Origin of the sequence: Collinsella aerofaciens, assembly GCF_964243765.1 — a bacterium.
GTDB classification, from domain to species: Bacteria; Actinomycetota; Coriobacteriia; order Coriobacteriales; family Coriobacteriaceae; genus Collinsella; species Collinsella aerofaciens_BU.
In genome coordinates, this window is sequence record NZ_CAXTGI010000003.1 from 53,985 (window position 1) to 78,831 (window position 24,847).

Genomic DNA, 24,847 nt, shown 5'->3' on the forward strand with positions numbered 1-24,847 from the left:
CCCACGAAGCAGGCCGCGAGGCACATAACAGCGCTCTAACTCGCTCTTACAAAACGATGCCGTCCATGGAGTTGGCGACGTTCTCGACCAGCCCCGCGCGCACGGCTTCGGCCGCCGCAAGCGTACCGTTTTTGACGGCCTCGACCGAGGTGGCGCCATGGCCGATCAGGACCACGCCACGCAGGCCCAAAAGAATCGCGCCGCCCTTGGCATCACCAGAGAGCTTGGCCTTAATCTCGCGCATCTGCTTTTTGATGAGCAGCGCGGCGATCTTGGTGCCGAGCGAGGCCATAAAGGCGCCCTTGAGCTCCTGCAGCAAAAACTTGGCAGCGCCCTCGGTAGCCTTGAGAGCGATATTGCCCGACATGCCGTCGGCAACAACGACATCGAAATTGCCCGAGGTGAGGTCGGTGCCTTCGCAGTTGCCCACAAAGCCCGGAACTGCGGCCTTCATAGCAGGGAAGCAGGCCTTGGTAAAGTTAGAACCCTTCTCGTCCTCGGTGCCGTTACCAAGCAGGCCCACGCGAGGATGTTCGATGCCCAGGACGACGCGGGCATAGGCGCTACCCATCTGGGCAAAACGCACCATGTCATCGACCTCGACATCGGGGTTGGCGCCCATATCGCACAGCACCGTCAGACCGCCGGCGCGATTGGGCAACGCATTGGTCAGAGAGGGGCGCACCGGCTGCTTCTTGCCTTCGGCCATATATCTAAACGGTGTGACGTAGGCGGTCGCGGCAGCTGTCATGGCGCCGGTCGAGCCGGCGGAGAAGAACGCGTCCGCATTTCCCTTTTTGATGGCGCGGCAGGCAAGCACGATCGAGGACTTGCGCTTGGTCATCACGGCGCGAATAGGATCGTCATCCATGGCGATGACGTCAGGGGCTTCCAGAGCCTCCACACGTGCATGGGCCGCGGCAAAGGGATTGACGATTTCGGCGGGGCCAACTGCCAAGACCTCGATATGGGGATCGGCGGCAAGTGCGGCCTCGATACCATCGAGAACAACCTGAGGCTTCTCGTCTCCGCCCACAACGTCTACACAAACGCGAACGTTACTCATATACATGCTCCTTATACAAAAATGGCCGACTCATTGAGCCGGCCATTGTGGTTCCATTTGGAACGGCATCGCATCCAGAGTATACCGTTACTCGGTAACGATAACCTCGCGGTCCTTGTAGAAACCGCAGCTGGGGCACACGTGGTGCGGAAGCTTGACAGCGCCGCAACGGGGGCAAGTGGACTGAGCCGCAGCCGAGATCTTCATGTTGGCGGAACGACGGGTGTGAGTGCGGATACGACCCTGCTTTTGTTTAGGTACGGGCATAGTGACCTTCCTTATGAACTATCCAGTGTGGCGATTACGCGCAAGTAGCGATACTACCACAGTTTTACTCATCGAGCTTGAGATTCTTCAATGCTGCAAATGGATTTTCCGTGGCAGCGGCCCATTCTGCCTCTGCCTGGGCGGCGCAATCGCATTGCTCGACATTGAGATTGCAACCGCAAGTGGGGCACAGACCGCGGCAATCGGGCTTGCACAGAACGACAAACGGCGTGTCCATAACGACCGCGTCATTGATGGGCTCACCTAGATCGACGATGCGGTCCTCACCAAGGAGCTCGTAGCCGTCCTCGTAGGCCTCGGGATCCTCGGGCTCCTCGAAGAGGTAGAACTCCTCGATCTCGCCGGCGATATCAAACGAGGCAGGCTCCAGGCAACGGTCGCACTCGCCGATGGCGTGCGCGCGGACCATGCCCGTGAGCAAGACACCGGTACCGGCATTGGTAAAGACAACGTCGTAGTCGATGCCGTCCTGTAGCTGGTACTCCTTCTCGCCCACCGTGTAGGTGGCAACATCGACCTTGCCGGTCAGCGGATACGAATCACCAGGAAACTCGAGCTGCTCGGAAAGATCGACGGTAACGCTCGGGAACTCAGCCATTACCACTGACCATTCTGTTGGGCGGCACCCTCGTTGAGCTGCTGACGGCAACGGGTAACGGTGCCGGTCAGGCTCTTGAGGTTCTCCTCCAGGTGCGTAAAGACCTGCTCTGCGTAGTCCTCGGCAGCATAACGCGTCTCGCGCTCGTACTGCTGGGCACGATCGCGGATGTCGTCGGCCTGCTGCTGTGCCAAGCGGACGATCTCCTGCTCACCGGCAATGGTGAGGGCCTGCTGCTGAGCGTCGGCGATGATGGAATCGGCCTGAGCGGCGGCGGAAGCCATAAGCTCCTCGCGCTCCTTAAGGATACGGCGGGACTTCTGCCACTCCTCGGGATAGCTCATGCGGATCTCGTCGAGGATGTTGAAGAACACGTCGGCGTCGATGACCTTGAACTGAGCGTTCTTGCCGAAAGGCGGCTTGGCTTCCTCGATCAGCCCTTCGAGCTCATCGACCAAGCTGACGATCCTATCGCCAGGAAAATTCTCGCCCGGCATCCGGTCTCCTTTCATAGGTAACATATCATCGTGCTAGTTTACCACATGCCACCAGGCAATAAAAAACGTCACGAAAAGCGATGTCTAAGCGCTTCGACCACGTTGGGCGGGACAAACGTCGATACATCGCTGCCGAGCGAGGCGATCTGGCGAACGACCGAGCTCGAGATATAGCCGTACTGCGGCGCACTCATGACAAAGATGGACTCCAGCTCGTTATCCAAGCGGTAGTTGAGGTCTGCCTGCTGCAGCTCGTACTCAAAGTCGGTCATGGCGCGCAGGCCCTTGACAACGGCCCCCGCCCCCTGCTCGCGAGCGAAGTCGACCAAGAGGCCGGTAAAGGGCAGGACCTCGACGCCGTCGATATCACCGAGCGCCTCGCGAGCCAGCGCCACGCGCTCATCGAGCATAAACGTGGTGCCCACGCCGTTTTTACCCTGCGACTCGGCAACAGCGACGATCACGCTGGGAAAGATGCGACGGGCGCGGCGGATCACATCGATATGGCCAAACGTGATGGGATCGAAGGTGCCCGGGACGATCACGCGGTTGATGGTGTCATTCATGGGCGTTCTCCTGAACCGTCATGGCATCGTTGTTGTGAGCATCGGTGCCGGTGCAATCTTCCTCACCATCGTCATCGCCGACCCAACGAAGCAGGTCGACCGAGGTAATGCCGTAGCGCTTCTCGCGCACGATCTCAAAGCCTGCCGGATGCGCGCCCGCATCGGCGGCGGCATGCTCAAACAGGGCATAAGCGCCAGGTGCAAGCAGACCCTGCTGAGCCAGGTTCTGCAGCAGTATCTCGACCGACTCGGCACCAAAAGCATAGGGCGGGTCGAGCAGGACCAGGTCAAAGGGACCGCCCGGCACACGACCGCGCGAGGCACTCGCCAGCATGTCGCCCGTTACCACGCGCCAACGCGCACGGTCACGGCAGAGCGACTCGATATTCTTGGTAATGAGCCGCGCGGAATTCCGATCGATCTCGAACGTCGTGAGTGAGCGGGCACCACGTGAGAGCATCTCTAACCCTAAGGCACCGGAGCCGCCAAAGGCGTCCAGCACGCGGACCTCGTCCAGATCGAAGTCGAATGCCGACATGACCATAGATGCGCATGCCTCGCGCACGCGATCGGTCGTGGGGCGGGTAACATCGCGACCACGGGGCTCCTCGATCTTACGACCGCGCCATTCGCCGCCGATGATTCTCATCCTCCGCTGACCTCCTTAAAAATGTGTCGATATCGCATGGCGACCGCATCGCGCAGGGGGCGCGTCGCCACGGAGTCAAGGTTGCAAGCATACCGCAAGAGCTCGACCGCGTCCAAATGGGCCCACTCGATCAGCTCCTCGTCGGCATCCAGGTCGACAAAGCGCAGGGTCACTCCGCCATGCTGGCGGTACCCCAGGATTTCGCCCTCGTGGCGCAGACGCAGGTCCATCTGGGCGAGCGTAAAGCCATCCGAGGTCTTCTCGAGCGATTGCAGGCGATCTTGTGCTGCCGAAGCGCCGCCGTTGCCCTTGGAGTGCGTCATGACCAGGCAGGTGCCCGACACGCTGCCGCGGCCCACGCGGCCGCGTAGCTGGTGTAGGGCCGCCAAACCAAAGCGCTCGCCGTTCTCGATGACCATGACAGTGGCGTTGGGCACGTCGACGCCAACCTCGACCACCGTAGTCGAGACGAGCACGTCGATCTCGCCGCGCTTGAAGGCATCGATAACCTGGTCCTTCTCCCCCGCTGGCATGCGGCCGTGAAGGCGCTCGATGGCAAGACCCGGCAACGCCAGACGCAGGCGATCGAGCTCGGTCGCCGTATCGTGCAGCGGCACGGGGACCGTCACGCGGCCCTCGTCGTCGCGGGCGATACCGGGCACGTCCTCCAGATCATCGGCCGAGTCACTCGGCTCCACGAGCGGGCAAATCACGTAGGCCTGCTGACCCTTTTCATGCGCCTCGCGGATGGCGCCATAGGCAAGGTCGCGGCTCGACTCGGTAAGCACGCGTGTCGTCACGCCAGCGCCAGGGACGGGCCGATGGCGGATGATGCTCGTGTCCAGATCGCCGTAGACCGAAAGCGCCAGCGTACGTGGGATGGGCGTTGCCGTCATAACGAGCAGATCGGCACCAGGGCCCTTCGCACGCAGGGCGTTGCGTTGGCCGACGCCAAACCGGTGCTGCTCATCGATGACCACGAGCGACAGATGCTTGAACGCCACGTTATCCGAAAGCACCGCGTGGGTGCCAAAGAGGACATCGAGCTCGCCCGATTCCAGCTGGGCATGGATCCGCTCGCGCTCGGCCGCCGGCGTGGCGCCCGTCAGAAGCGCCCAGGTCATGCCAGCCTGCGAGAGCAAGGGGCCGGTCTTATCGGCATATTGACGCGCCAGCACGCCCGTGGGCGCCATAACGCAGGCCTGCGTGCCGCTATCGGTAGCCACAGCCAGCGCGCAGGCGGCAACGGCGGTCTTACCGGTACCGACATCGCCCAGCAGCAGGCGGTTCATCACGCGCCCGCCATCGCACATATCGCGCAGGATATCTTGGAACGCGGCCTCCTGCTCGTCGCTCAGCGAAAATGGCAGGGCTTGCTTGAGCGCGGCCAGGTGCTCGCCCGCGGCGTGGGCGTAGGGCACCACATCGACCAGGCTGCCGTCGTTGCGCAGGCGCAGCGCCAGCTGCAGGTAAAGGCACTCCTCGTAGGCAAGCCGTGCGCGCGCGATATCGCGCTCAGCCATGCTCGAGGGAAAGTGGATCGATCGAAGGGCACGGGCATGGCTCATCAGGCGACGTTTAACGCGTAAGCGTGCCGGAATGGGATCAAAGGGATTGCCGACGACCTCGAGCGCGCCACTTACGATACGGCGCATCCATGCCTGACTCACGCCGTCACTCACGTAATGGACCGGCAGGATAGTGCCCGCGGCGCGCCCTTCCTCAAGCTTTTCAAAGTGCGGCGAGGCCATCTGCTTAAAGCCGTAGGCAAACTCGACCTTACCCATTACGGCCAGGCGATCGCCCTGCTTAAGCTGCTGGGCAATCCAGGGCTGGCGGAAAAAGGCGACCTGCAGCACGCCCGTCTCGTCAACGAGTGAGACCTCGGTCACCTGCATGCGCGGACGCGGCTGCTTTTGGACGATACGATCGACCGTGGCGATGATGGTGCACACGGTACCGATGGGCGCCATCTCGATGGACCAGGAGCGCGTAAAGTCCAGGTATCGATGAGGGATATGGAGAAGGAGGTCCCCCACCGTCCGAATTCCCAGACGGCGAAGGGCCTCCTCACGTTTACCCGAAACATATTTGAGTCGCGCGATATCCTCGTCGAGCGCATTGCTCTGGGCAAAGCGCTCCGAGACGCGCGGCACGGAGCACAGTTCGGACATAGGCAGTTGCCTACTCGATCGAGAAGATCACGGGATAGAGCGGCTGCTCGCCACGATGGGCGTCGATCTCCAGATCGGGCTGAGCCTCCTCGATAGCGTCGACGATCTCTTGGAAGGCCTCATCGGACAGTTCCTCGCCGGCCAGAATCGTCAGCGCGTCGCCCTCCTCTTCCTCCTGCATACGGTTGATGCAATCGAGCGTGACCTGCTTCACGTCGGAGCCGACCACGTCGATGGAGCCGGCGATGATACCCATGACGTCACCGGAGTGAATCGGAGAGCCGTCAGAGGCGCTGGAATCGCGCACGGCACGGGTGACCTCGCCATCGCGGACCTCGCTGATGGCGTCGACCATGGCGGCGACGGCGTCCTCGAGCTCGGAATCGGGCAGGACCGCGAACAGCGCGGAGAAGGCCTGCGGAACGGTCTTGGTGGGAACGACGGCGACCTTCTTGTCGGTACAGGCTGAGGCAGCGGCCTCAGCGGCCATGCGGATGTTGCCGTTGTTGGGCAGAATGATAACCGAGGTCGCGTTGACCTGGTCAACGGCGCCCAGCAGGTCTGCAGTCGAGGGGTTCATGGTCTGACCACCCGACACGATCACGTCGACGCCGAGAGACTTGAGGATGTCTGCCTCGCCGGACCCAGCGGCAACGGCGACAAAGCCCAGGGCCTTCGCGGGCTCGACGGCCTTTTCCTGATCCTCGTGGATCTTGGCGGTACGGTCGTGGGCCTCCATCTCCATGTTGTGGATAAAGACCTCATAGATTTGGCCAAGCTGCAGCATGTGCTCGAGCACCAGGTTGGGGGTGTTGGAGTGCACATGGATCTTGTAGTCGGGATAGGCGCCCACGAGCAGCTCACAGTCGCCCATGGAGCCTAGGAACTTAAGGCACTCGTCCTCGTCAAACGGGGCGTCGGCCTTAAAGAGGAACTCGTTGCAGTAGCGGAACTCCGAGCCCTCCCAGTCGTCGTTAGCCTCGATCTCAACACGACCAAGAGCGGCATCGCGGGCAGAGCCGGCGGAGTCAAACGTAGCGGAGAAATCCTCGACCACGGTGCTGCGGCCAAGCGCGGCGGCCACAAAGTTCTCGAGGAAAATGGCAAATCCAAAGGCGCCGGAGTCGACCACGCCGTTCTCCTTCAGAACGGGTAGCAGGTCGGGCGTGCGGGCGACAGACTGATATGCCTCGACGACGATAGCGTCGAGCGCGTCCTCGGCCGAGAACTTCTTCTTCTCGCACTCGTCGGCCTTGGTCGAGACATCGCGCAGCACCGTGAGGATCGTGCCCTCAATGGGCTTGCGGACGGCCTGGAAGGCGACCTTGACGGCTCGGCGGAACGCATAGGCGATGTTGGCGGACGTAATGGGCTCATCGGCAGAAACGAGACCCTCGGCCACACCGCGCAGAATCTGCGAGGTGATGACACCGGAGTTGCCGCGGGCGCCCATCAGGGAGCCGTGGGTGATGGCGCCGGCGATGGCCTCCATGTCGGCGTCGGCAGGAAGAGCGGAGAGCTCCTTGGTCACCGAGGCGAGCGTGAGCGACATGTTGGTGCCGGTGTCACCGTCGGGCACGGGGAAGACGTTGAGCTTATTGATCTCCTCGGCCTTGTCGGAAACGGCAGCCGCAGCGATCGGAAAACAGGTGCGAATGGTCTTTGCAATCATGGGTATTTGAATCTCCGTTTTCGGATGCTAGTTCAGACGGCTCTTGAGCGCGTCGATATGGATGCCGATCTTAAGGCTGGCGGGATCGATCTGGGCGATCTCCTGCAGGGTGAAGGCAACGGAGCTCGAAAGATTGTGGCAGACGGACTTCATGTTGACGCCGTTCTCGAGCACGACGTGAAGATCGACCGTAAGGCCGTTCTCGTCGGCGGAGACAAGCACGCCCTTGCGGAGGCGCTGACCGGCAAGCAGGCGCACGCTCTCGGCGCCCTGGAGCTGCTCAGCCATTCCGACAACGCCATAGCACGTCATCGCGGCATAACCGGCAATATCGGCAATAACGTCGTTCGAGACGCTCAGACTGCCGTTAATGGTCTCAGACACAAGAATCTCCTTATCTGGTGCTCGCGGCACCATGTCGTGGGAGCAATCATTGCAATATTCTACAACGACCGCGCCATGTTGAGGTGGTGGGTCGCGGGATTACATCCTCGACACGAAATGTTGATATGGCAACGTTCGAGTCAAGTGGTCGCGGCATGAAAAAACCCGCCGCATAAGCGACGGGTTTTACAACCTGGCTCCCCGGGTAGGACTCGAACCTACAACAGCGCGGTTAACAGCCGCGTGCTCTACCATTGAGCTACCGAGGAATTAAAAAGCCCAGCGAAATGGGCTGAGAAATTCTGGCTCCCCGGGTAGGACTCGAACCTACAACAGCGCGGTTAACAGCCGCGTGCTCTACCATTGAGCTACCGAGGAATAGGTGCGTGCTCTCAAGCAACGAAGTTTATTATACGGACGATCGGGCGAAGGGCAAGAACTTTTTTAAGAAATTTTCTCGCCTTGATCCCTTGGGGACGGCCTAACTGCCGGCACCGGCAACGGAAACGCCGATGTTTTGACAATGCCAGCGAGCGGGCACCAGAGCGAACAAATTGGCATGAAAAGAGGACGGCATAGACCTTCTGGTCATGCCGTCCTCTTTGAATGACAAGTTGTCGCTCTGGTATCCGCGCAGCGTCGGCCAGTTACGGCGTTTGGTAAAACGCCGTAACTACTAAGACTCGATGTAGTCCTTCAGCTTGCTCGAACGGCTCGGGTGGCGGAGCTTGGCCAGGGTCTTGGACTCGATCTGGCGGATACGCTCGCGCGTGACGCCAAACTCGCGGCCGACTTCCTCGAGCGTGCGGGGATGCCCGTCGACAAGGCCAAAGCGCAGCTCGATAACCTTGCGCTCACGATCGGCAAGCGAGTCGAGCACCTGAGTGAGCTGCTCCTGCAGCATGGAGAAGCTGGCGGCATCGGGCGGAACGATAGCCTGGGAGTCCTCGATGAAGTCGCCCAGCTGGGAATCCTCTTCCTCGCCGATGGGGGTCTCGAGCGACACGGGCTCCTGCGAGATCTTCTGGATCTCGCGGACGCGGTCGGCGCTCATGTCCATCTCGGCACCGATCTCCTCGGGGGTCGGGTCGCGACCCAGGTCCTGAAGGAGCTGGCGCTGCACGCGGACGAGCTTGTTGATGGTCTCGACCATGTGTACGGGAATACGGATGGTACGGGCCTGATCGGCGATAGCGCGCGTAATGGCCTGACGGATCCACCACGTGGCGTACGTGGAGAACTTGAAGCCCTTCTGGTAGTCGAACTTCTCGACGGCGCGGATCAGACCGAGGTTGCCCTCCTGGATCAGGTCAAGGAACAGCATGCCGCGGCCGACATAGCGCTTGGCGATGGAAACAACCAGACGCAGGTTTGCGCTGATGAGTGCCTGCTTGGCTTCAAGGCCAACGTTCTCAATGCGCGTAAGACGACGCATCTCGGCACGCGTGAGCTCGAGCTCACCGGCATCGGCGGCCTCGAGCTTCTCGGTGGCCTCAAGACCGGCCTCGATCTTCATGGCCAGATCGACCTCTTCGGAGGCGGTCAGCAGGTCGACCTTGCCGATCTCTTTGAGGTACATACGAACCGGATCGCCGGTCAGCATCACCGTGGAGGCATCGATGCCACGCACGCGGGAGCGTGAACGGGACGTGCGCACGGTGCGCTTCTTCTTGCTCTTGGAAGAACCCATCTCGGCATCGGCCTGACGGGCCATCTTGAGCTCGTGATCGTCGAGCGAGCCGGAATCGTGCTCGTCGTCGTCATCGAAATCGTCGGTATCGTTATCGTCATCGTCGACGTCCATGGGGGCGTCGTCGTTACCGCTCGCGGAGATAATCTGGATGCCGCTGTTGCGCAGCGCGGAATACACCGCGGTGAGCTGCTCGTCAGAAACATCGATATCCTTCAGGGCGACCTGAATCTCGTCCTCGGTTACCGAAGTCCTGTTTGAGCCGTTGCCCATGAGCTTTGCAACGTAGGATTCCAGCCCAGTACCCGTGCTCTCAGTCTTTTTTGGCACAGATTCTCCCTTCATAGTCCACAGGACTCAATACTTTAGCACACACATAGGCGTCTATACCCAAAAAGAGGACTGGATATAGGCGAGAATACGCTGGTTGACCACAACATCTAGGCCTGTTCGGTGCCTGCGGCCTCCAGACCGATCAAACGGAACGGGTCCGCCACGCCGCCGATCGACTTTTGCAGCTCGCGTTGACGCTGCGAATCCTGCGCGGCCTGCACGGTAAGCGCGCGACGGGCCTCATCATCGAGCGAACGGTCCTGGCGCAGCTTGGCCTGTGCGGCACGCATGCGGCGCTTGATGGTGTAGAGCTCGAGCGTATCGAGCATGAACACGATGTTCGTCTCGGTGGGGTGCTTGCTCGTCGCGGAGATGCGCCCGGCACTCACAAGCGTTGCCGCCTCGGGACAGACCGAGCGCGCCGCATCCATGCAGGCTGCAGGATCGGTTCCCGGCGGCGTTGCCAGAACGGCCCATGCGATGGACTCGTGACGTGGGTCAACCCACTCGATAGAGCAGATGCGGTCGGCATACGTGCGGAACAGGTCGGGGTAGCTCGTGAGCATCGTCAACAGCTCGCGCTCCCCTGCCAAGGACTTGCGCTCAAGATCAGTAAGAACCATCGGCGCCGCCGCAGCCGGAGCGCCCGAACCATCAGTCACAGGCACAGCACCCATACCATCAGGCACATCGATCGGCGGCAGGTCGTCGACGACCTCCACGGGCGCGGCACCGTAGGCATCGAGCGGGACGTAGTCATACGGCTCTTCTTCGACCGGCGCGGACACCGGCGGCGTCGCGCCCGATGCCCAAGCACCGCGAGATGCCCCCTGCGAACCAGACGTCCGACCGCCCGCGCTACCAGAGCGCTCGGCTTGCGCCCGCTGGCGTTCATAGTTCTGCTCACGACGTCGTTCCGCATCTTCGCGCTTGGCGACATCGCGAAACACGCGACCCGAACTCGCGCGAACCGTCTCCAGATCCAAACCCAGCAGATCGGCAATCTGGATAAAGTATGTGTCGATCATATAGCTATCGCGCAGAGGATAGATAAGCGTCAGCGCATCTTCCAGCGCCTTGGCACGACCGCCCGGCGTGGTGATGTCACTCGACTCCTGCAGCGAACGGTAGACAAAGTCCATGAGCGGCTCGGCAGCGTCGATGCGCGCCTGAAGCTCCTGTCCACCATGCGCTGTGATGAACTCCATGGGGTCGTTGCCGTCGGGCAGCACCACGCAGCGCAGGTCCATCGAATCCTGCTCGATAAATTGAATCGCGCGACGGGCGGCCTTCTGGCCCGCGGCATCGCCATCGAACATATACACGATACGCTTGGCAAAGCGGGTGAGCGTCTTGACGTGATGCTCCGTGAGCGCGGTGCCCAGCGTAGCGACAACGTTTTTGATCCCCGCCTCCCAGCAGGCGATACAATCGGTATAGCCCTCCACCACGATGGCCGTATCCTGCGCGACGATAAACTCCTTGGCCCAGTTAAAGCCGTAGAGGTTTCGCTTTTTATGAAACACGCTCGTCTCGGCGGTGTTGAGGTACTTGGGTTGGCCGTCTCCCATGATGCGACCGCCAAAGGCGATGTTGTGACCCTGCTCATCAAAAATGGGGAACATCACGCGGTCGTAGAAGCGGTCGGCAAGCTGCCCGCGCCCGCGGCTCACGGCAACGTTGGCATCGATCATCTCCTGCGGGGTAAAACCCACCTGGGACAGGTGCGACACCAGCGCGTTGCGGCCAGGCGCAAAGCCCAGGCAGTAGCGGCGGCAGACGTCGCCACCCATGCCGCGGCTGGCAAAGTACTCGCGCGGACGGCCGTCCTTACCGCGCATAAGCATGGTGTGATAGAACTGGGCGGTCTCGGCGCACAGATCGTAGATGCGGGCACGCTTGGTACCGCGCTCGCGGCGGTCTCCGGTGTCGTGCAGCTCAATACCCGCGCGATCGGCCAAATAACGGATTGACTCGGGAAAGCTCAGGTTCTCGCGCTTCATGATATAGGTGAAGACGTCGCCACCCTCGCCGCAGCCAAAGCAATGCCACACCTGCGTGGCGGGAATAATGTGGAAGGACGGAGTCTTTTCGCCATGAAAAGGGCAGCAACCCCAAAACTCATGACCGCGGGGCTTGAGCTCAACCGTTTCCTGCACGATGGCGACTAAGTCGGACGCAGCGCGTACCTGGTCTTTTTCCTCATCGCTAATCACGGACGCTCACCCCCTGCTCGCCCAAGTTGTGACGAATATCTTCGATATTACCCTCGACGGTCGCGATCAACTCATCCAGCGAATCGAACACGCGCGACGGACGCAGCCAGCGCGTAAACGCCAGCGAAACGGAAGCACCGTACAGGTCGCCCGTATAACCAATTAAATTAGCCTCAAGATGCGCAGATGCCGCATCGTCGGCATACGTCGGCGGCAGTCCGACGTTAACGGCAGCGGGCCACACGATGTCGTTTACCAGCACCAGGCCCTCATACACGCCATCGGCAGGCACCTGAATGCCGTCGGGAACCTGTAGGTTTGCCGTGGGAAAGCCCATGCCAGAGCCCTCGTGGCGGCCGCGAATAACACCGCCACGCACCATATACGGGCGGCCGAGTAACCCAGCAGCAAGCCCCACATGGCCCCGTCCCAGCTCGTGACGAATGCGGGTGGCGCAAATGGCCTCGCCGCCCTCGCAAAGCAGGTCGTGACCATACACGTCAACTCCGCGCTCGGAACCCCAAGCGCGCATCTCGGCAACACCAGAAGCACCGCCGCGACCCAGCCTAAAATCGCTGCCAACGCGAATCGAACGAATGTCGACAACGCGTGACAACAGTGCGAGAAAACCGACATGGTCGAGCGCCGCAACCTCAGGCGTAAAGGGAACGGCCACCACTGCATCGACCCCGGTTTGAGCCAGGGCATGCAGACGGTCGGCCGTCGTCATCAATTTTTGAGCGGGCGAAGGGCTCACCACGACGTCCGGGTCGGGATCGAAGGTAACCACGACCGCCTTACAGCCATGGGCACGGGCATCACAGACAAGCGCTTCGATGAGTTCCTGGTGTCCACGGTGCACACCATCGAAAACGCCGATGGCGATGGAGGCAGCACCCAAGTGCTCGCACTCATCAAATGCATCGGCAGCAACGATGCGAGCCTCGTCCGACTCGCCCGCGAAAAAGATACGCGCGAGCTCGCGAGCGGACAACATCATCGAACACCGCCGATTGCCTGCGGAAACACGTGCTCCATGACAAAGCGGCCACTCTCAATGCGGGCGAGCGCCTTGAGTCCCCCATCGAGCACCAACGCAAACGGCGCCTTCGAGGCATCGAAATCCGCAAGCGCACGCTCAACGGGAATGCGTCGGCCGCAGAGCAGGTCATCGGCAAGATTGCCAGGCAAGTCAACACGCGTGGCGCCCAGGGCCGCAATGGGATCCAGGGCAAAGCCAGGCGCGGACTCGGGGGAAAGTTCCTCGACCGCATGACAAGCGCCAATGGAAACAACACCGGAGGCCGTGCGGCGCAACGCGGAAATGTGCGCGGCGCTCTCACAGGCGCGGCCCAAGTCTCGAGCGAGCGCACGGATATAGGTGCCCTTGCTCACCGAGAACGCCACGGTCCACACACACGTATCACCTTCGCCGCCCACGGCGATCAGGTCGGCGGCATAGACCTCGACGGGGCGCGGAGGCAGGTCCACCGCATTGCCCTCGCGAGCAGACTTGTAGGCGCGAACGCCATTGACCGAGATAGCCGAAAACGCCGGCGGCACCTGCATCTGCGAACCCAGCATGGCCGCCAAGCGCTCACGGGCATAGGCAGGATCGCGCAGCTCGTTGGCAATAGCCACCGTGCGGACCGCCTCGCCCTCCGCATCATCGGTATTGGTCTCGGCGCCAAACGAGATGTCGGCGACATAGCTTTTGGTATCGAGGGTTAGCATGCCCAGCAAACGAGTAGCCTGGCCAACACCCACCACCATGACACCCGATGCCATGGGGTCGAGCGTGCCGGCATGGCCGACGCGACGCTCATGGAGGGCGCGCCGACATTGCGAGACCACATCGTGGGACGTGCAGCCCACCGGCTTATCGACGGCGAGCAGCATATTCAGTTGAGAAGGCGTACGACGAGCCATGTACCATCCAAAAAGTTAAAGCTCGACGGTCACCGAAGCGGGATCCTCCCCTACCAGTTCGGCCAGCATGGGAAGTGCCACGGTGAGCGTCTCGAGAATCGTTCCGTTGTTGGAGAAACCGGCGGCAGCGGGATGTCCGCCTCCGCCAAAGGCAGCAGCGATCTCGGACACGTTGAGGTCGCCCTTGGAGCGCAGGTTGCCGCGCACCTTGGTATCGCCCTCAATGCCCTTCAGGAACAGGCAGACTTCGACGCCCATCACCGAGCGAACCACATCGACCAGGCCGTCGCACTCATCCGAGGTGACACCGCAGGCCTCAAGGTCACTCTGGTACGCGTAGCTATACGCGACGCGCCCGTGGGCCACCGTCTTAATGCGGCCCATAACGATGGACTTGAGGTGCAAAAATTCAACGCGCATGCTCTGGTAGACCTCGAGTGCCACACGCGCCGGATCGGCACCGTGGGCAACCAGACGCGAGGCTGCATGGAACGCGGCGGCATCGGCGTTTTGGTACTGAAAACGGCCGGTATCGGTAACCAAGCCACACAGCAGGCAGGTCGCAACGCCATCACGTGCGACAATGCCGCAATTGTCCAAGAAGCGGTCGATGATCATGGCGCAGGCTGCAGCTTCGACGCGCCTCAGGCTGAGCTCGGCAAACTCCTCACGCGCCGGATGGTGATCGAAGCACACCACATGCTTGGAGCGACGAAGCACCTCGGCGGAATTATTGAGACGCTCGACGACCGGCACGTCCACCGAGATGAACAGGTCCGGATTGCCGGTGTACGCAGATGCCGGCACCAGGCGATCGGAGCCTTCCATAAAGCGGTAGATACGCGGAACCGGATCATCGTCTGCCAGCAGCAGGGCAATGTCCTTGTTGGGGAAAAACTTCATGAGCGAAAGGCCCAGACCCAAAACGGAGCCCAAGGCATCGCCATCGGGAGAAGTATGTCCCGAAATCGCAATGGAGGACGCACCCTCGATGAGCTCGAGGATGCGTCGCTGAATATCTGCAGACTCGCACGAGGCGAGGTCGGCGGAATTAGTCATCTAAAGCTGCCTCCTGGGCGGCATCCGCTATCGGATAGCCGTCCTCGTCCTTTTCGATCGCAAGCGTGGCGGGAACGTTTTCCAGCGCACGCGTGATACGCTCGGCCTCATCGGTCGAGCGATCGATGCGAAAATCGAGCTCGGGCGTAACACGCCAATCGAGCGAGCGAGCCAACAGGCTGCGAATACGGCCCTTAGCGCTTGCGAGCGCCTCCAAGACCTCGTCGTAGCGGCTCGCATCGCACGACACGTACACGCGCGCGAACGAACGGTCCACCGCGACCTCGACCGCGGTCAAAGTAACCAGGTCGAGACGCGGATCGGAAACCTCAAAGAGCAGGATATAACCGAGCTTCTCGCGAAGCTGCTCGCCCAGACGGCGGGTTGCCTGCGTTTGCTTCATAGCGCTACCCCCTACTCGGTACGGGCAACCTGGTCGATGCGGTAACCCTCGATCTGGTCGCCGGGCTTGATGTCCTGGAAGTTCTCCAGGCCAATGCCGCCCTCGGAACCGCTCTTGAGGCTCTTGGCCTCGTCCTTGTAGTGACGCATCGAGGCGATCTTGCCGTTGAAGACCACGATGCCGTCGCGCACCAGACGCACGGAATCGGTCGCGGCGATCTCGCCCTCTTCGACGCGGACACCGGCGGCGATACCGACTTTGGGCACCTTGAAGGTGTCCAGGACGGTCGCGGTACCCGTGGAGACCTCGACCTCGGTGGGCTTAAGCATGCCGATACGGGCAGCGTCGAGTTCCTCGAGGCACTTGTAGATGACGTCGTAGCAACGGATCTCGACGCCCTCACGCTCGGCGGCGGAGCGGGCCTTACCGTCGGGACGGACGCCAAAGCCGATGATGATGGCGTTGGAGGCGTCGGCCAGGACGACGTCGGTCTCGTTGATGGCACCAACGGCGGAGTGGATCGTGTTGATGCGAACCTCGGACTGATCCATCTTGTCGAGCGAATCCTGAAGGGCCTCGATGGAACCCTGGACGTCGGCCTTGATGATCAGGTTGAGCTCCTTGACCTCGGCGTCGGCAATGGTCTCGAAGAGGTTCTCGAGCGTGACGTGCTTGACGCGGCTCTGCTCCTCGATACGGGCCTTGAGCGAACGCTCGTCGGCAAGGGCGCGAGCCTCGCGCTCGTCCTCGAACACACGGAACTCGTCACCGGCGTTGGGCACGGACTGCAGGCCCAGGATCTCAACGGCGTCGGAGGGACCGGCCTCGGTGACGGCGCGGCCCTTGGGGTCGAGCATGGCGCGGACGCGGCCGTAGGTGAGGCCGGCGACAAGCGTATCGCCCACGTGCAGGGTACCGCGGGTCACGAGCACAGTAGCGACCGAGCCGCGGCCCTTGTCGAGCTTGGCCTCGAGGACGTTGCCGGAGGCAAAGGTGTCCGGGTTGGCCTTGAGCTCGAGCACATCTGCCTGGAGCAGCACGGTCTCGAGCAGATCGTCGATACCGATCTTCTGCTTGGCCGAGATGTTGACGAACATGTTCTGTCCGCCCCACTCCTCGGGGATGACGCCGTACTCGGTGAGCTCCTGACGCACACGGTCGGGGTTGGCGCCGGGCTTATCGATCTTGTTGACGGCGACAACGATGGGTACGCCGGCGGCCTTGGCGTGGTTGATCGACTCGACCGTCTGGGGCATGACACCGTCGTCGGCAGCCACGATCAGAATGACGATGTCGGTCACCTTGGCGCCACGGGCACGCATAGCCGTAAAGGTGGCGTGACCGGGGGTATCGATGAAGGTGATCTTGCGGTCGTTGATCATGACCTGCGAAGCACCGATGGCCTGCGTAATGCCGCCCGCCTCGCCGGCAGCAACGCCGGTGTGACGGATGGCGTCGAGCAGCGACGTCTTGCCGTGGTCGACGTGGCCCATGACGGTGACGACCGGTGCGCGCGGCTTAAGGTCGGCGGGATCGTCGTAGAACGAGAAGGTGTTCTCCTCCTCGGGGGTGATGATCTTGATCTGACGACCCAAGTCGTCGGCAACGAGCTCGACGAGGTCGTCGGACATGGACTGCGTCATGGTGAGCGGCGTACCCAGCAGGAACAGGCGCTTGATGATGTCGTTGGCCGGAACGTCGAGCGCCTCGCCGAGCTCCTGGACGGTAACGCCCTGGGAAACCTTGATGGCGTCGAGCTCCTCGGGGTTCACGCCCTGGGCCAATGCCTCCTCGATCTTGCGCTCCTCCTGAGCCTTGGCAGCCTCGCGCTCACGCTTCTCCTTGCGCTTCTTGCGGCGACCGGTGGACTCACGAGAGGCCTCCTCGACGGCAGCACGAGCCTCCTCGAGCACCTTCTCGCGGCTGTACTCCTCGGCCTCACGAGCCATGCGGCTGTAGTGGTCCTCTTCGTTGTTGTGACCGCCCTTGCGCTTCTTGCCCTTGCCCTGCTTATCGGGGTTGGGGAAGTCCATGCCGACAGCGACGTTGTTGCTGGCGTTGGTGCGATGGCTGTGCGGACGGCTCTCGGAGGCGTTGCGCTCGGAGTTGTTGTCGGAGGCGTTACGATCGTTACGGCGGCCACCGCGGCGGTCATTGTTGCCGCCACGACGGTTACCGCGCTCGGCGGCGCGCTCGGCCTTGGCCTTGTCCTCGGCGTCCTTCTTCTCCTTGAGCACGGTCTCCTGTGCGGCGATCTGGTCGAGCAGCGAACGGAAGCGCGAACCGGAGTCGGAAGCGGGAACGGCGCGGCGCTGGGCCTCGCGGGCAGCCTCCTCCTTCTCGCGAGCAAGGCGCTCCTGCTCGGCCTTCTTCTTGGCCTCGGCCTCGGCGCGGGCAGCCTCCTCGGCAGCCTGGGCTGCGGCAAACTGGCGGCGTTCCTCCTCGCGTGCCTTCTCGGCGGCGATGCGCTCGCGCTCGGCCTCGGCGGCGCGAGCGGCCTCCTCGGCGGCAGCTGCCTGCTCCTCGGCCTGCTTGGCGGCCTCGACTTCCTGAGCGCGGGCCTCGATCACCGAGGCGAGCTGCTTGCGGACCATGGCGACATAGGCGTCCTCCAAAGTGGAGGACGCGGACTTAGCGGGAATCTTCATATCGGCGAGATGACCCATCAGTTCCTTGGAGGTCATGCCGAACTCTTTGGCCAGGGTGGACACACGGACTTTTGCCATATGACTTCACCTACCCTTTCTGGCACCTTGGGTGCCTAGAGACTGAACGAGCGTGGGAGACGCGCCGGGACCCGCCCGGCGCGACCGCGCGCTAGATCAGGTCCTCCGCATCATCGAAGGCGTCGGTGTCGTGGACACCGCAGAAACGGGAGCCGGGACGAGCCTGGTTGCGGCACTGGACGCCGTCCTCGGACACGTACTCGCAGCGGCGGACGTCCTCGTCCTCCTCGTCACCGATCAGGTCGGCGGCGGGCTCCTCGTGAACGGGAACGTTCTTGAGGATGTCGGCGGCAAGCGTCTCGGACTTGATGTCGATGTGCCAGCCGGTCAGGCGCGCGGCGAGGCGGGCGTTCTGGCCCTCCTTGCCGATGGCGAGGGACAGCTGGTCGTCGGGCACGATGACGCCGGCGTAGGCCTTCTCCTCGTCGATGAGGACGCGGGTGACCTTGGCAGGCGACAGGGCGTTGGCGACGTAGACGGCAGGATCGGCATCCCACAGGATGACGTCGACGCGCTCGCCACGGAGCTCGCCCACGACAGCGCGAACACGGCTGCCCTTGGGGCCGACGCAGGCGCCCACGGGATCCAGACGGTCGTCGAGCGAGTGGACGGCTACCTTGGAACGCTGGCCGGGCTCGCGGGCGATCGACTTGATCTGGACGGTGCCCTCATAGATCTCGGGCACCTCCTGCTCAAACAGACGACGCATGAGCTCGGGGTGGGTGCGGGAGATGACAATCGGCGGACGGCTGTGCTCGCCGCGAACCGGTTGCAGGTTGGAGTTGGGGTCGCGTACGTCGATGATCACGGCCTTGATGTGCTGGTTGTGCAGGTAGCGCTCGCCCATCGGACGCTCGTTGCGCTCGTTCTCGTAACGGCGCTGGTCAAAGTGCGGCAGCTCGGCCTCGACGCCCTCACGGATCTTGACGATCGTGAAGTCGGGCGTGGACTGCAGCACGGTACCGCTGATGAGGTCACCGATGCGGCCGGAGAACTCCTCGTAGATCTGCTCGCGGGCGGAGTTGCGCACGATGGCGTTGATCTCGGCCTTGGCGTGCTGGGCAGCGATGCGGCTCGTGTTCTTGGGGGTGACGTCGATCTCCTCGAACTCGGTGAAGTTGCCCTCCTCGTCCATGGAATCGTCGATCGGCTCCAGGCGGTAGACATAGATCTTGCCGGTGGTGCGGTCGATGGTCACCTTGGCGCCCCACTCAAGATGCAGGATCTCGGCGTAGCTCTTGGCGAGCGACTGCTCCAGGCGGTCGATCAGGTAGAGCTGGTCGATGTGCTTCTCCTGGCAAAGCTCCATCAGGGCGGACATCATGTCGGATGCTGCCATCTTACTTTCCTTCCTTCGCGGGCTTGAAGTCGTAGGTGGGCTTCAACTTGCACTTTTTAACATCAGAGAAATCGAGGGTAACGGACTCGCCGTCCTCGAGCTCGAGGGTCACGTTCGTCTCGGTCGCGGCGGCAATCTTGCCGGTGTACTTGCGACGGCCCTCGGTGGCGGTGGAGGTGAGCTCGCAGTCCTCGCCCACAAAGCGGGCAAAGTCGCGCGGACGGCGCAGCGGTCGCGCCATGCCCGGGCTCGACACCTCGAGCGTGTAGCTCGAAGAGATGGGGTCGAGCTCCTCAATCACATCGCCGACCCACTTGGTGTTGGCCGTGACGTCGTTGAGCGACAGGCTCTGACCCTCGGCACCCTCGATACGCACGCGCACGCAGGGGGCCTTGGTGGCACCCACGAGCTCGACGTCGACGATGTCGACATCGTACTGGGGAGCGACGGCCTCGAGCGCGTCGATGATCGCCTGCTCGGTCTTGGTCTTGACCATTGCGGCACCTCCATCCATACAAAAAAGAAGCGGGGCCGAAACCCCACTTCTTTCAATTACAACTTCATTTGCAAGCAAACTATACCAATAGCTGCGGAAACGTGCAAGCACAGTACGAATCTGCAGGTCAGCGTGCGCACAGGTTCTCCACAAGAATAGAACAATTGACCGCGGGCGCTTTGGGCAGGCAAAACAAAACGAGGGACGACCCAACCGGACCGTCCCTCGTTTATTGCATGTCAGCTTTACACGGAGAGCCTATTTGACCACCAGGTTGACCAGCTTGCCGGGCACGCAGATGGCCTTGACGACCGTCTTGCCCTCGAGCCACTTGGCGACGGCGGCCTCGGCGGCAGCCTGCATATCCTCATTGGAGGCATCGCGGGCAACGTCGACGCGGCCGCGGACCTTGCCGAGCACCTGGACCACGATCTGCACCGTGTCCTCAACGGACTCGGCCAGGTCGAACTCGGGCCAGGCGGCGGTGTAGGCGTTGCCCTCGCAGCCGAGTGCCTCGTGCCACAGCTCGTCGGCCCAGAACGGGCAGATGGGCGCCAGGACGCTCACGATGTCCTTGGCCACGCCGTAGCACAGCGCCTTGTCGCGGGCGGCACCCTCGGTGGCGTTGAGGTAGGCGCTCGCCGCGTTGACGAGCTCCATGACGGCCGAGATCGCGGTGTTGAACTGGCCGCGATCGAAGTCCTCAGTGCACTTGGCAATGGTGCGGTGACGCTCGCGATAGAGCTTCATCGCAACCTCGTCGAGCGCGGACTTGCCAAAGGCCACGTTGGCGTCGCCGGACTGGACGAGCTGCCAAACGATACGCCAGGCGCGCTTAATGAAGCGGTTAGCGCCCTCGACGGCCTTGGGATCCCAGTCGAAGTCCTTCTCGGGCGGGGCGATAAACAGGATCGCCAAACGCATGGTGTCGGCGCCGTAGGGCTCGATGACCGAGCTCGGGGGCACGACATTGCCCTTTGACTTGGACATGGTGTCGCCGTTCTCGTCCTTGACCATGCCCTGGCACAGCAGGTTGGTGAAGGGCTCGTCCACGCTCAGCAGACCCAGGTCGCGCAGCGCCTTGGTAAAGAAGCGGCTATAGAGCAGGTGCAGAATGGCGTGCTCGATGCCGCCGATGTAGTTATCGACGGGCATCCAACGGTCGGCGGCCTCACGGGAGAAGGGCAGCTCGGTGTTGTGCGGATCGGTATAGCGCAGGTAATACCAGCTGGAGCAGGTGAAAGTGTCCATGGTATCGGTCTCGCGCTTGGCCGGGCGGCCACAGACCGGGCAGGTGGTCTCGTAGAACTCCTTGCACTCGGCGAGGGTCTCGCCGGCGCCCAGGTCAAGATTCTCGGGCAGCGTCACCGGCAGCTGGTCCTCGGGCACGGGTACGATGCCGCAGTGCTCGCAGTGGATGGCCGGGATGGGGTTGCCCCAATAGCGCTGACGGGAAATGAGCCAGTCGCGCAGACGGAACTCGACCTTGCGACGACCGCAGCCCATGGCCTCGAGGTCGGCCACGATTGCAGCCTCGCCCTCGGAGTGCTTGCCACCGCGCATCCCGGTGTACTTGCCGGACTGGACGAGCGTGCCCTCGGCAGCGTGGGCGCAATCCCAGTCGACGGTCTCGGCATGGAAGGTATCGATGGTCTCACCGTTAGCCTCGACGGCTGCGCGGTCGTCATCGTCCAGGATGATCGGCACGATCGGCAGGTCGTACTTGCGGGCAAACTCAAAATCGCGCTGGTCGCCGCAGGGAACGGCCATGACGGCGCCGGTGCCGTAGTCGGCAACGACATAATCGGCAACCCACACGGGGACCTTCTCGCCGTTGACCGGGTTCACCACGTAGCGGCCGGTAAAGGCACCGTGCTTCTCGAGGGTGCCCTGGGCACGCTCGACGGCGGAGATATGCTTGGAGTCCTCGACGATCTTGGTCACGGCCTCCTCGTACTCCGTGCCCTCGACGAGCTCGTGCAGACGAGCGTACTCGGGGGCCAGGACAAAGAAGGAGACACCGAAGAGCGTATCGGCACGCGTGGTGAAGACGGTGATCTTGCCCTCGTCGCCCTCGATGGGCTCGCCATCCTTGTCGCACAGGGTAAAGTCGACCTCGGCGCCCTCGGAGCGACCGATCCAGTTGGCCTGCATCTGCTTGACGCGCTCGGGCCAGCCGGGGAGCTTCTCCAGATCGTCGAGTAGCTCTTGGGAGTACTCGGTGATCTTGAAGTACCACTGCTCCAGATCGCGCTTCTCGGGCTCGGTGCCGCAGCGCCAACACTTGCCCTCGGTGACCTGCTCGTTGGCCAGAACGGTCTTGCAGGTGGGGCACCAGTTGACCGGGTTCTTCTTACGGTAGACCAGGCCCTTTTCCCACAACTTCTCAAAGATCCACTGGCCCCAGCGGTAATAATCGGGGCTGCAGGTCTTGACCATGCGATCCAGATCGTAGGAAAAGCCCATACGCTTCATCGTGGCGAGCGCCTGGTCCATGTTCTTGTACGTCCAGGCAGCAGCCTGCGTGTTGTGCTTGATAGCGGCGTTCTCGGCAGGCAGGCCAAAGGCGTCAAAGCCGATGGGGTGCAGCACATCGTAGCCGCGCATGCGGGCCTGACGGGCCATGGCATCGCCGATGGTATAGTTGCGCGCGTGGCCCATGTGCAGGTCGCCCGACGGATACGGGAACATCTCGAGCACGTACTTCTTGGGCTTGCTGGCGTCGGTGTCGACGGCAAAGAGGTTGGAGTCCTCCCAGGCCTTCATCCACTTGGACTCAATGGCCTGCGCGTCGTAGGCAGGGATCTCATCCTTATGATCTGTGCAATCGCACATATCAGCTCCTTTAATCTTAGATGGGGTCGGTCGGCTTGGCTTTATTCGCTACTGCGGACAGTCCTGCGCAAGACGAAGAGCACATTAAGTGCTCTTCTTTGCGTGCGGAACTTGTAGCGAACAAAGCTAAACCGCCCGACCCTAAGGTTAACTTGACTGATGATAGCAAATACAACAAGCGAGATGTCTGCGACTTGCAGGCATCTCGCTTTATCTAAATAACGTGGTTGATACTCAACCTTTATGTGCAGCTCTTATCCTATCGATAAGACACAGACTGCTGAGAGTCTTTCACGACAACGTCGTGGGCTCCGCCTTCGACGATGGAGGTGGAGCTGACCAGGGTCAGGCGTGCCTTTTCCTGGAGCTCGGGGATCGAGAGGGCACCGCAGTTGCACATCGTGGACTTGACCTTGTAGAGCGTGCCGCCCACGCCGTCCTTGAGGGAACCGGCATAGGGAACGTAGGAGTCGACGCCCTCGACGAAGCTGAGCTTCGCCGCGCCGCCCAGGTCGTAGCGCTGCCAGTTGCGGGCACGCGCAGAACCCTCGCCCCAGTACTCCTTCATGTACTGGCCGTTGACGTTGACTCGCTCGGTCGGGCTCTCGTCAAAGCGGGCGAAGTAACGGCCCAGCATCATAAAGTCGGCACCCATGGCAAGGGCGAGCGTCATGTGGTAGTCGTAGACGATACCGCCGTCGGAGCACACGGGCACGTAGACGCCGGTCTCCTCGTAGTACTCGTCGCGAGCGCGGCAGACGTCGATCAGCGCGGTGGCCTGGCCACGGCCGATGCCCTTGGTCTCGCGGGTAATGCAGATGGAACCGCCGCCGATACCGACTTTGATGAAGTCGGCACCGCAGTCGGCTAAGAAGCGGAAGCCCTCGGCGTCGACGACGTTGCCGGCACCGACCTTGACGTCCTCGCCGTAGTTGGCGCGGATCCACTCGATGGTGCGCTTCTGCCACTCGCTGAAGCCCTCGGAGGAGTCGATGCACAGGACATCGGCACCGGCCTCGATGAGCAGCGGCACGCGCTCGGCATAGTCGCGGGTGTTGATACCGGCGCCGACCATGTAGCGCTTGTCGTTATCGAGCAGCTCGTTGGGGTTGGTCTTGTGGCTGTCGTAGTCCTTGCGGAAGACGATACCCATAAGGTGATCGTTGTCGTCGACGATAGGCAGAGCGTTGAGCTTGTTGTCCCAGATGACGTCGTTGGCAACCTTGAGGCTGATGTTCTTGTCGCCCACGATGAGCTGCTCACGCGGGGTCATGAACTCGGAGACCTTCTTCTGGTGGTCATCGCGGCTGGGGCGATAGTCACGGCTGGTGACGATACCCAGGAGCTTGCCCTTGGGGGTGCCATCGTCGGTGACCGGCATGGTGGAGTGACCGGTCTTCTCCTTGAGCTCGATGACCTGTTCCATGGTCATGTCGGGGGTCAGCGTGGAATCGGACTGAACAAAGCCGGCCTTGTGATCCTTGACGGCCTTAACCATGGCGGCCTCGGACTCGGGGGTCTGAGAACCGTAGATGAAGGACAGGCCACCCTCGGTAGCGAGCGCGACACCCATGTCGACGCCCGAGACGGACTGCATGATGGCGGAAACCATGGGGATGTTCAGGGTGATTGCCGGCTTCTCACCGCGCTTAAAGCGGGTTAGCGGCGTCTTAAGAGAGACGTTGTTGGGGATGCACTGCGAGGACGAGTAGCCAGGGACCAGCAGATACTCCGAAAACGTGTGGGACTCACCGGGAAAGAACGTAGCCATGTTTCTCCTTTTTCCATGCGACCGGTCGGCTGCAGGCCTCGTAGGACCCAGCCCAACCTTGGGCGCCCAATACTGGGCAAGTATCTTAACGCACTTTGACTGCTACAATGCATGATTTAAGAAGAGCACACGAGGGTTTGACGCAGGCTTTGCGTT

At 62.0% G+C, this 24,847-nt stretch carries 20 protein-coding genes and 2 tRNA genes; all 22 read right to left on the reverse strand.

From position 1 onward, the window contains the following. Nucleotides 1–46: 46 nt before the first annotated feature. Nucleotides 47–1,066 (reverse strand): phosphate acyltransferase PlsX, encoded by a 1,020-nt coding sequence (plsX, locus tag ACESSC_RS03060; RefSeq protein ID WP_373161147.1) that lies wholly within the window; start codon nt 1,064–1,066, stop codon nt 47–49. A gap of 87 nt (nt 1,067–1,153) precedes the next feature. After that, entirely contained in the window at nt 1,154–1,333 is a 180-nt protein-coding gene (rpmF, locus tag ACESSC_RS03065) for a 50S ribosomal protein L32 (RefSeq protein WP_022094017.1), read from the reverse strand. A gap of 64 nt (nt 1,334–1,397) precedes the next feature. Further along, nucleotides 1,398–1,952 (reverse strand): YceD family protein, encoded by a 555-nt coding sequence (locus ACESSC_RS03070; RefSeq protein WP_118267737.1) that lies wholly within the window; start codon nt 1,950–1,952, stop codon nt 1,398–1,400. Next, nucleotides 1,952–2,449, reverse strand: a complete 498-nt coding sequence (locus ACESSC_RS03075) for an ATP synthase subunit B family protein (protein WP_040358176.1) — start codon at nt 2,447–2,449, stop codon at nt 1,952–1,954. Before ACESSC_RS03075 ends, ACESSC_RS03070 begins: the two co-directional genes overlap by 1 nt. A 68-nt stretch (nt 2,450–2,517) precedes the next feature. Next, nucleotides 2,518–3,015 (reverse strand): pantetheine-phosphate adenylyltransferase, encoded by a 498-nt coding sequence (gene coaD, locus ACESSC_RS03080; protein ID WP_117564151.1) that lies wholly within the window; start codon nt 3,013–3,015, stop codon nt 2,518–2,520. Then, nucleotides 3,008–3,664, reverse strand: a complete 657-nt coding sequence (rsmD, locus tag ACESSC_RS03085; protein WP_373161148.1) for a 16S rRNA (guanine(966)-N(2))-methyltransferase RsmD — start codon at nt 3,662–3,664, stop codon at nt 3,008–3,010. The genes coaD and rsmD overlap by 8 nt, the downstream gene beginning before the upstream one ends. Beyond that, a complete protein-coding gene (gene recG / locus ACESSC_RS03090) occupies nt 3,661–5,838 on the reverse strand; it encodes an ATP-dependent DNA helicase RecG (protein WP_373161150.1) in 2,178 nt (725 codons plus the stop codon). Before recG ends, rsmD begins: the two co-directional genes overlap by 4 nt. Nucleotides 5,839–5,848: 10 nt before the next feature. Then, a complete protein-coding gene (gene fakA, locus ACESSC_RS03095) occupies nt 5,849–7,510 on the reverse strand; it encodes a DAK2 domain-containing protein (protein ID WP_373161152.1) in 1,662 nt (553 codons plus the stop codon). Nucleotides 7,511–7,537: 27 nt separating this feature from the next. Further along, entirely contained in the window at nt 7,538–7,927 is a 390-nt protein-coding gene (locus ACESSC_RS03100; RefSeq protein ID WP_187361832.1) for an Asp23/Gls24 family envelope stress response protein, read from the reverse strand. A gap of 161 nt (nt 7,928–8,088) precedes the next feature. Further along, a tRNA-Asn gene (locus tag ACESSC_RS03105) sits at nt 8,089–8,163 on the reverse strand. A gap of 34 nt (nt 8,164–8,197) precedes the next feature. After that, nucleotides 8,198–8,272 (reverse strand) — tRNA-Asn (locus tag ACESSC_RS03110). 298 nt (nt 8,273–8,570) lie between these two features. Continuing rightward, a complete protein-coding gene (gene rpoD, locus ACESSC_RS03115) occupies nt 8,571–9,914 on the reverse strand; it encodes an RNA polymerase sigma factor RpoD (protein WP_373161154.1) in 1,344 nt (447 codons plus the stop codon). A gap of 110 nt (nt 9,915–10,024) precedes the next feature. Next, entirely contained in the window at nt 10,025–12,133 is a 2,109-nt protein-coding gene (gene dnaG / locus ACESSC_RS03120) for a DNA primase (protein WP_373161156.1), read from the reverse strand. Next, a complete protein-coding gene (gene ribF / locus ACESSC_RS03125; RefSeq protein WP_373161157.1) occupies nt 12,126–13,133 on the reverse strand; it encodes a riboflavin biosynthesis protein RibF in 1,008 nt (335 codons plus the stop codon). Before ribF ends, dnaG begins: the two co-directional genes overlap by 8 nt. Beyond that, the gene (truB, locus tag ACESSC_RS03130) at nt 13,130–14,062 is read right to left on the reverse strand and encodes a tRNA pseudouridine(55) synthase TruB (protein ID WP_373161158.1); all 933 of its coding nucleotides are present in this window, start codon (nt 14,060–14,062) and stop codon (nt 13,130–13,132) included. The genes ribF and truB overlap by 4 nt, the downstream gene beginning before the upstream one ends. A gap of 15 nt (nt 14,063–14,077) precedes the next feature. Continuing rightward, on the reverse strand, nt 14,078–15,121 hold the full coding sequence (locus ACESSC_RS03135; protein WP_099431635.1) for a DHH family phosphoesterase: 1,044 nt from the start codon (nt 15,119–15,121) through the stop codon (nt 14,078–14,080). Then, nucleotides 15,114–15,524 (reverse strand): 30S ribosome-binding factor RbfA, encoded by a 411-nt coding sequence (gene rbfA / locus ACESSC_RS03140; protein ID WP_117637767.1) that lies wholly within the window; start codon nt 15,522–15,524, stop codon nt 15,114–15,116. Before rbfA ends, ACESSC_RS03135 begins: the two co-directional genes overlap by 8 nt. A gap of 11 nt (nt 15,525–15,535) precedes the next feature. Further along, nucleotides 15,536–18,250 (reverse strand): translation initiation factor IF-2, encoded by a 2,715-nt coding sequence (gene infB, locus ACESSC_RS03145; RefSeq protein WP_373161159.1) that lies wholly within the window; start codon nt 18,248–18,250, stop codon nt 15,536–15,538. A gap of 91 nt (nt 18,251–18,341) precedes the next feature. Continuing rightward, complete coding sequence (gene nusA / locus ACESSC_RS03150; RefSeq protein ID WP_117629484.1) at nt 18,342–19,589, reverse strand: transcription termination factor NusA; 1,248 nt, start codon at nt 19,587–19,589, stop codon at nt 18,342–18,344. 1 nt (nt 19,590) lies between these two features. Further along, nucleotides 19,591–20,085, reverse strand: a complete 495-nt coding sequence (rimP, locus tag ACESSC_RS03155; RefSeq protein ID WP_373161161.1) for a ribosome maturation factor RimP — start codon at nt 20,083–20,085, stop codon at nt 19,591–19,593. 258 nt (nt 20,086–20,343) lie between these two features. After that, nucleotides 20,344–22,920 carry a leucine--tRNA ligase gene (gene leuS / locus ACESSC_RS03160; RefSeq protein ID WP_373161163.1) on the reverse strand — a complete coding sequence of 859 codons (2,577 nt, stop codon included), beginning with the start codon at nt 22,918–22,920 and terminating at the stop codon, nt 20,344–20,346. 259 nt (nt 22,921–23,179) lie between these two features. Further along, nucleotides 23,180–24,691 (reverse strand): IMP dehydrogenase, encoded by a 1,512-nt coding sequence (locus tag ACESSC_RS03165; RefSeq protein ID WP_089571691.1) that lies wholly within the window; start codon nt 24,689–24,691, stop codon nt 23,180–23,182. Nucleotides 24,692–24,847: the final 156 nt, after the last annotated feature.

Coding starts and splice junctions, on each gene's coding strand:
- plsX (WP_373161147.1), bottom strand. CDS start 1,066: ATGAGTAACGTTCGCGTTTGTGTAGACGTTGTGGGCGGAGACGAGAAG.
- rpmF (WP_022094017.1), bottom strand. CDS start 1,333: ATGCCCGTACCTAAACAAAAGCAGGGTCGTATCCGCACTCACACCCGT.
- ACESSC_RS03070 (WP_118267737.1), bottom strand. CDS start 1,952: ATGGCTGAGTTCCCGAGCGTTACCGTCGATCTTTCCGAGCAGCTCGAG.
- ACESSC_RS03075 (WP_040358176.1), bottom strand. CDS start 2,449: ATGCCGGGCGAGAATTTTCCTGGCGATAGGATCGTCAGCTTGGTCGAT.
- coaD (WP_117564151.1), bottom strand. CDS start 3,015: ATGAATGACACCATCAACCGCGTGATCGTCCCGGGCACCTTCGATCCC.
- rsmD (WP_373161148.1), bottom strand. CDS start 3,664: ATGAGAATCATCGGCGGCGAATGGCGCGGTCGTAAGATCGAGGAGCCC.
- recG (WP_373161150.1), bottom strand. CDS start 5,838: ATGTCCGAACTGTGCTCCGTGCCGCGCGTCTCGGAGCGCTTTGCCCAG.
- fakA (WP_373161152.1), bottom strand. CDS start 7,510: ATGATTGCAAAGACCATTCGCACCTGTTTTCCGATCGCTGCGGCTGCC.
- ACESSC_RS03100 (WP_187361832.1), bottom strand. CDS start 7,927: ATGGTGCCGCGAGCACCAGATAAGGAGATTCTTGTGTCTGAGACCATT.
- ribF (WP_373161157.1), bottom strand. CDS start 13,133: ATGATGTTGTCCGCTCGCGAGCTCGCGCGTATCTTTTTCGCGGGCGAG.
- truB (WP_373161158.1), bottom strand. CDS start 14,062: ATGGCTCGTCGTACGCCTTCTCAACTGAATATGCTGCTCGCCGTCGAT.
- ACESSC_RS03135 (WP_099431635.1), bottom strand. CDS start 15,121: ATGACTAATTCCGCCGACCTCGCCTCGTGCGAGTCTGCAGATATTCAG.
- rbfA (WP_117637767.1), bottom strand. CDS start 15,524: ATGAAGCAAACGCAGGCAACCCGCCGTCTGGGCGAGCAGCTTCGCGAG.
- infB (WP_373161159.1), bottom strand. CDS start 18,250: ATGGCAAAAGTCCGTGTGTCCACCCTGGCCAAAGAGTTCGGCATGACC.
- nusA (WP_117629484.1), bottom strand. CDS start 19,589: ATGGCAGCATCCGACATGATGTCCGCCCTGATGGAGCTTTGCCAGGAG.
- rimP (WP_373161161.1), bottom strand. CDS start 20,085: ATGGTCAAGACCAAGACCGAGCAGGCGATCATCGACGCGCTCGAGGCC.
- leuS (WP_373161163.1), bottom strand. CDS start 22,920: ATGTGCGATTGCACAGATCATAAGGATGAGATCCCTGCCTACGACGCG.
- ACESSC_RS03165 (WP_089571691.1), bottom strand. CDS start 24,691: ATGGCTACGTTCTTTCCCGGTGAGTCCCACACGTTTTCGGAGTATCTG.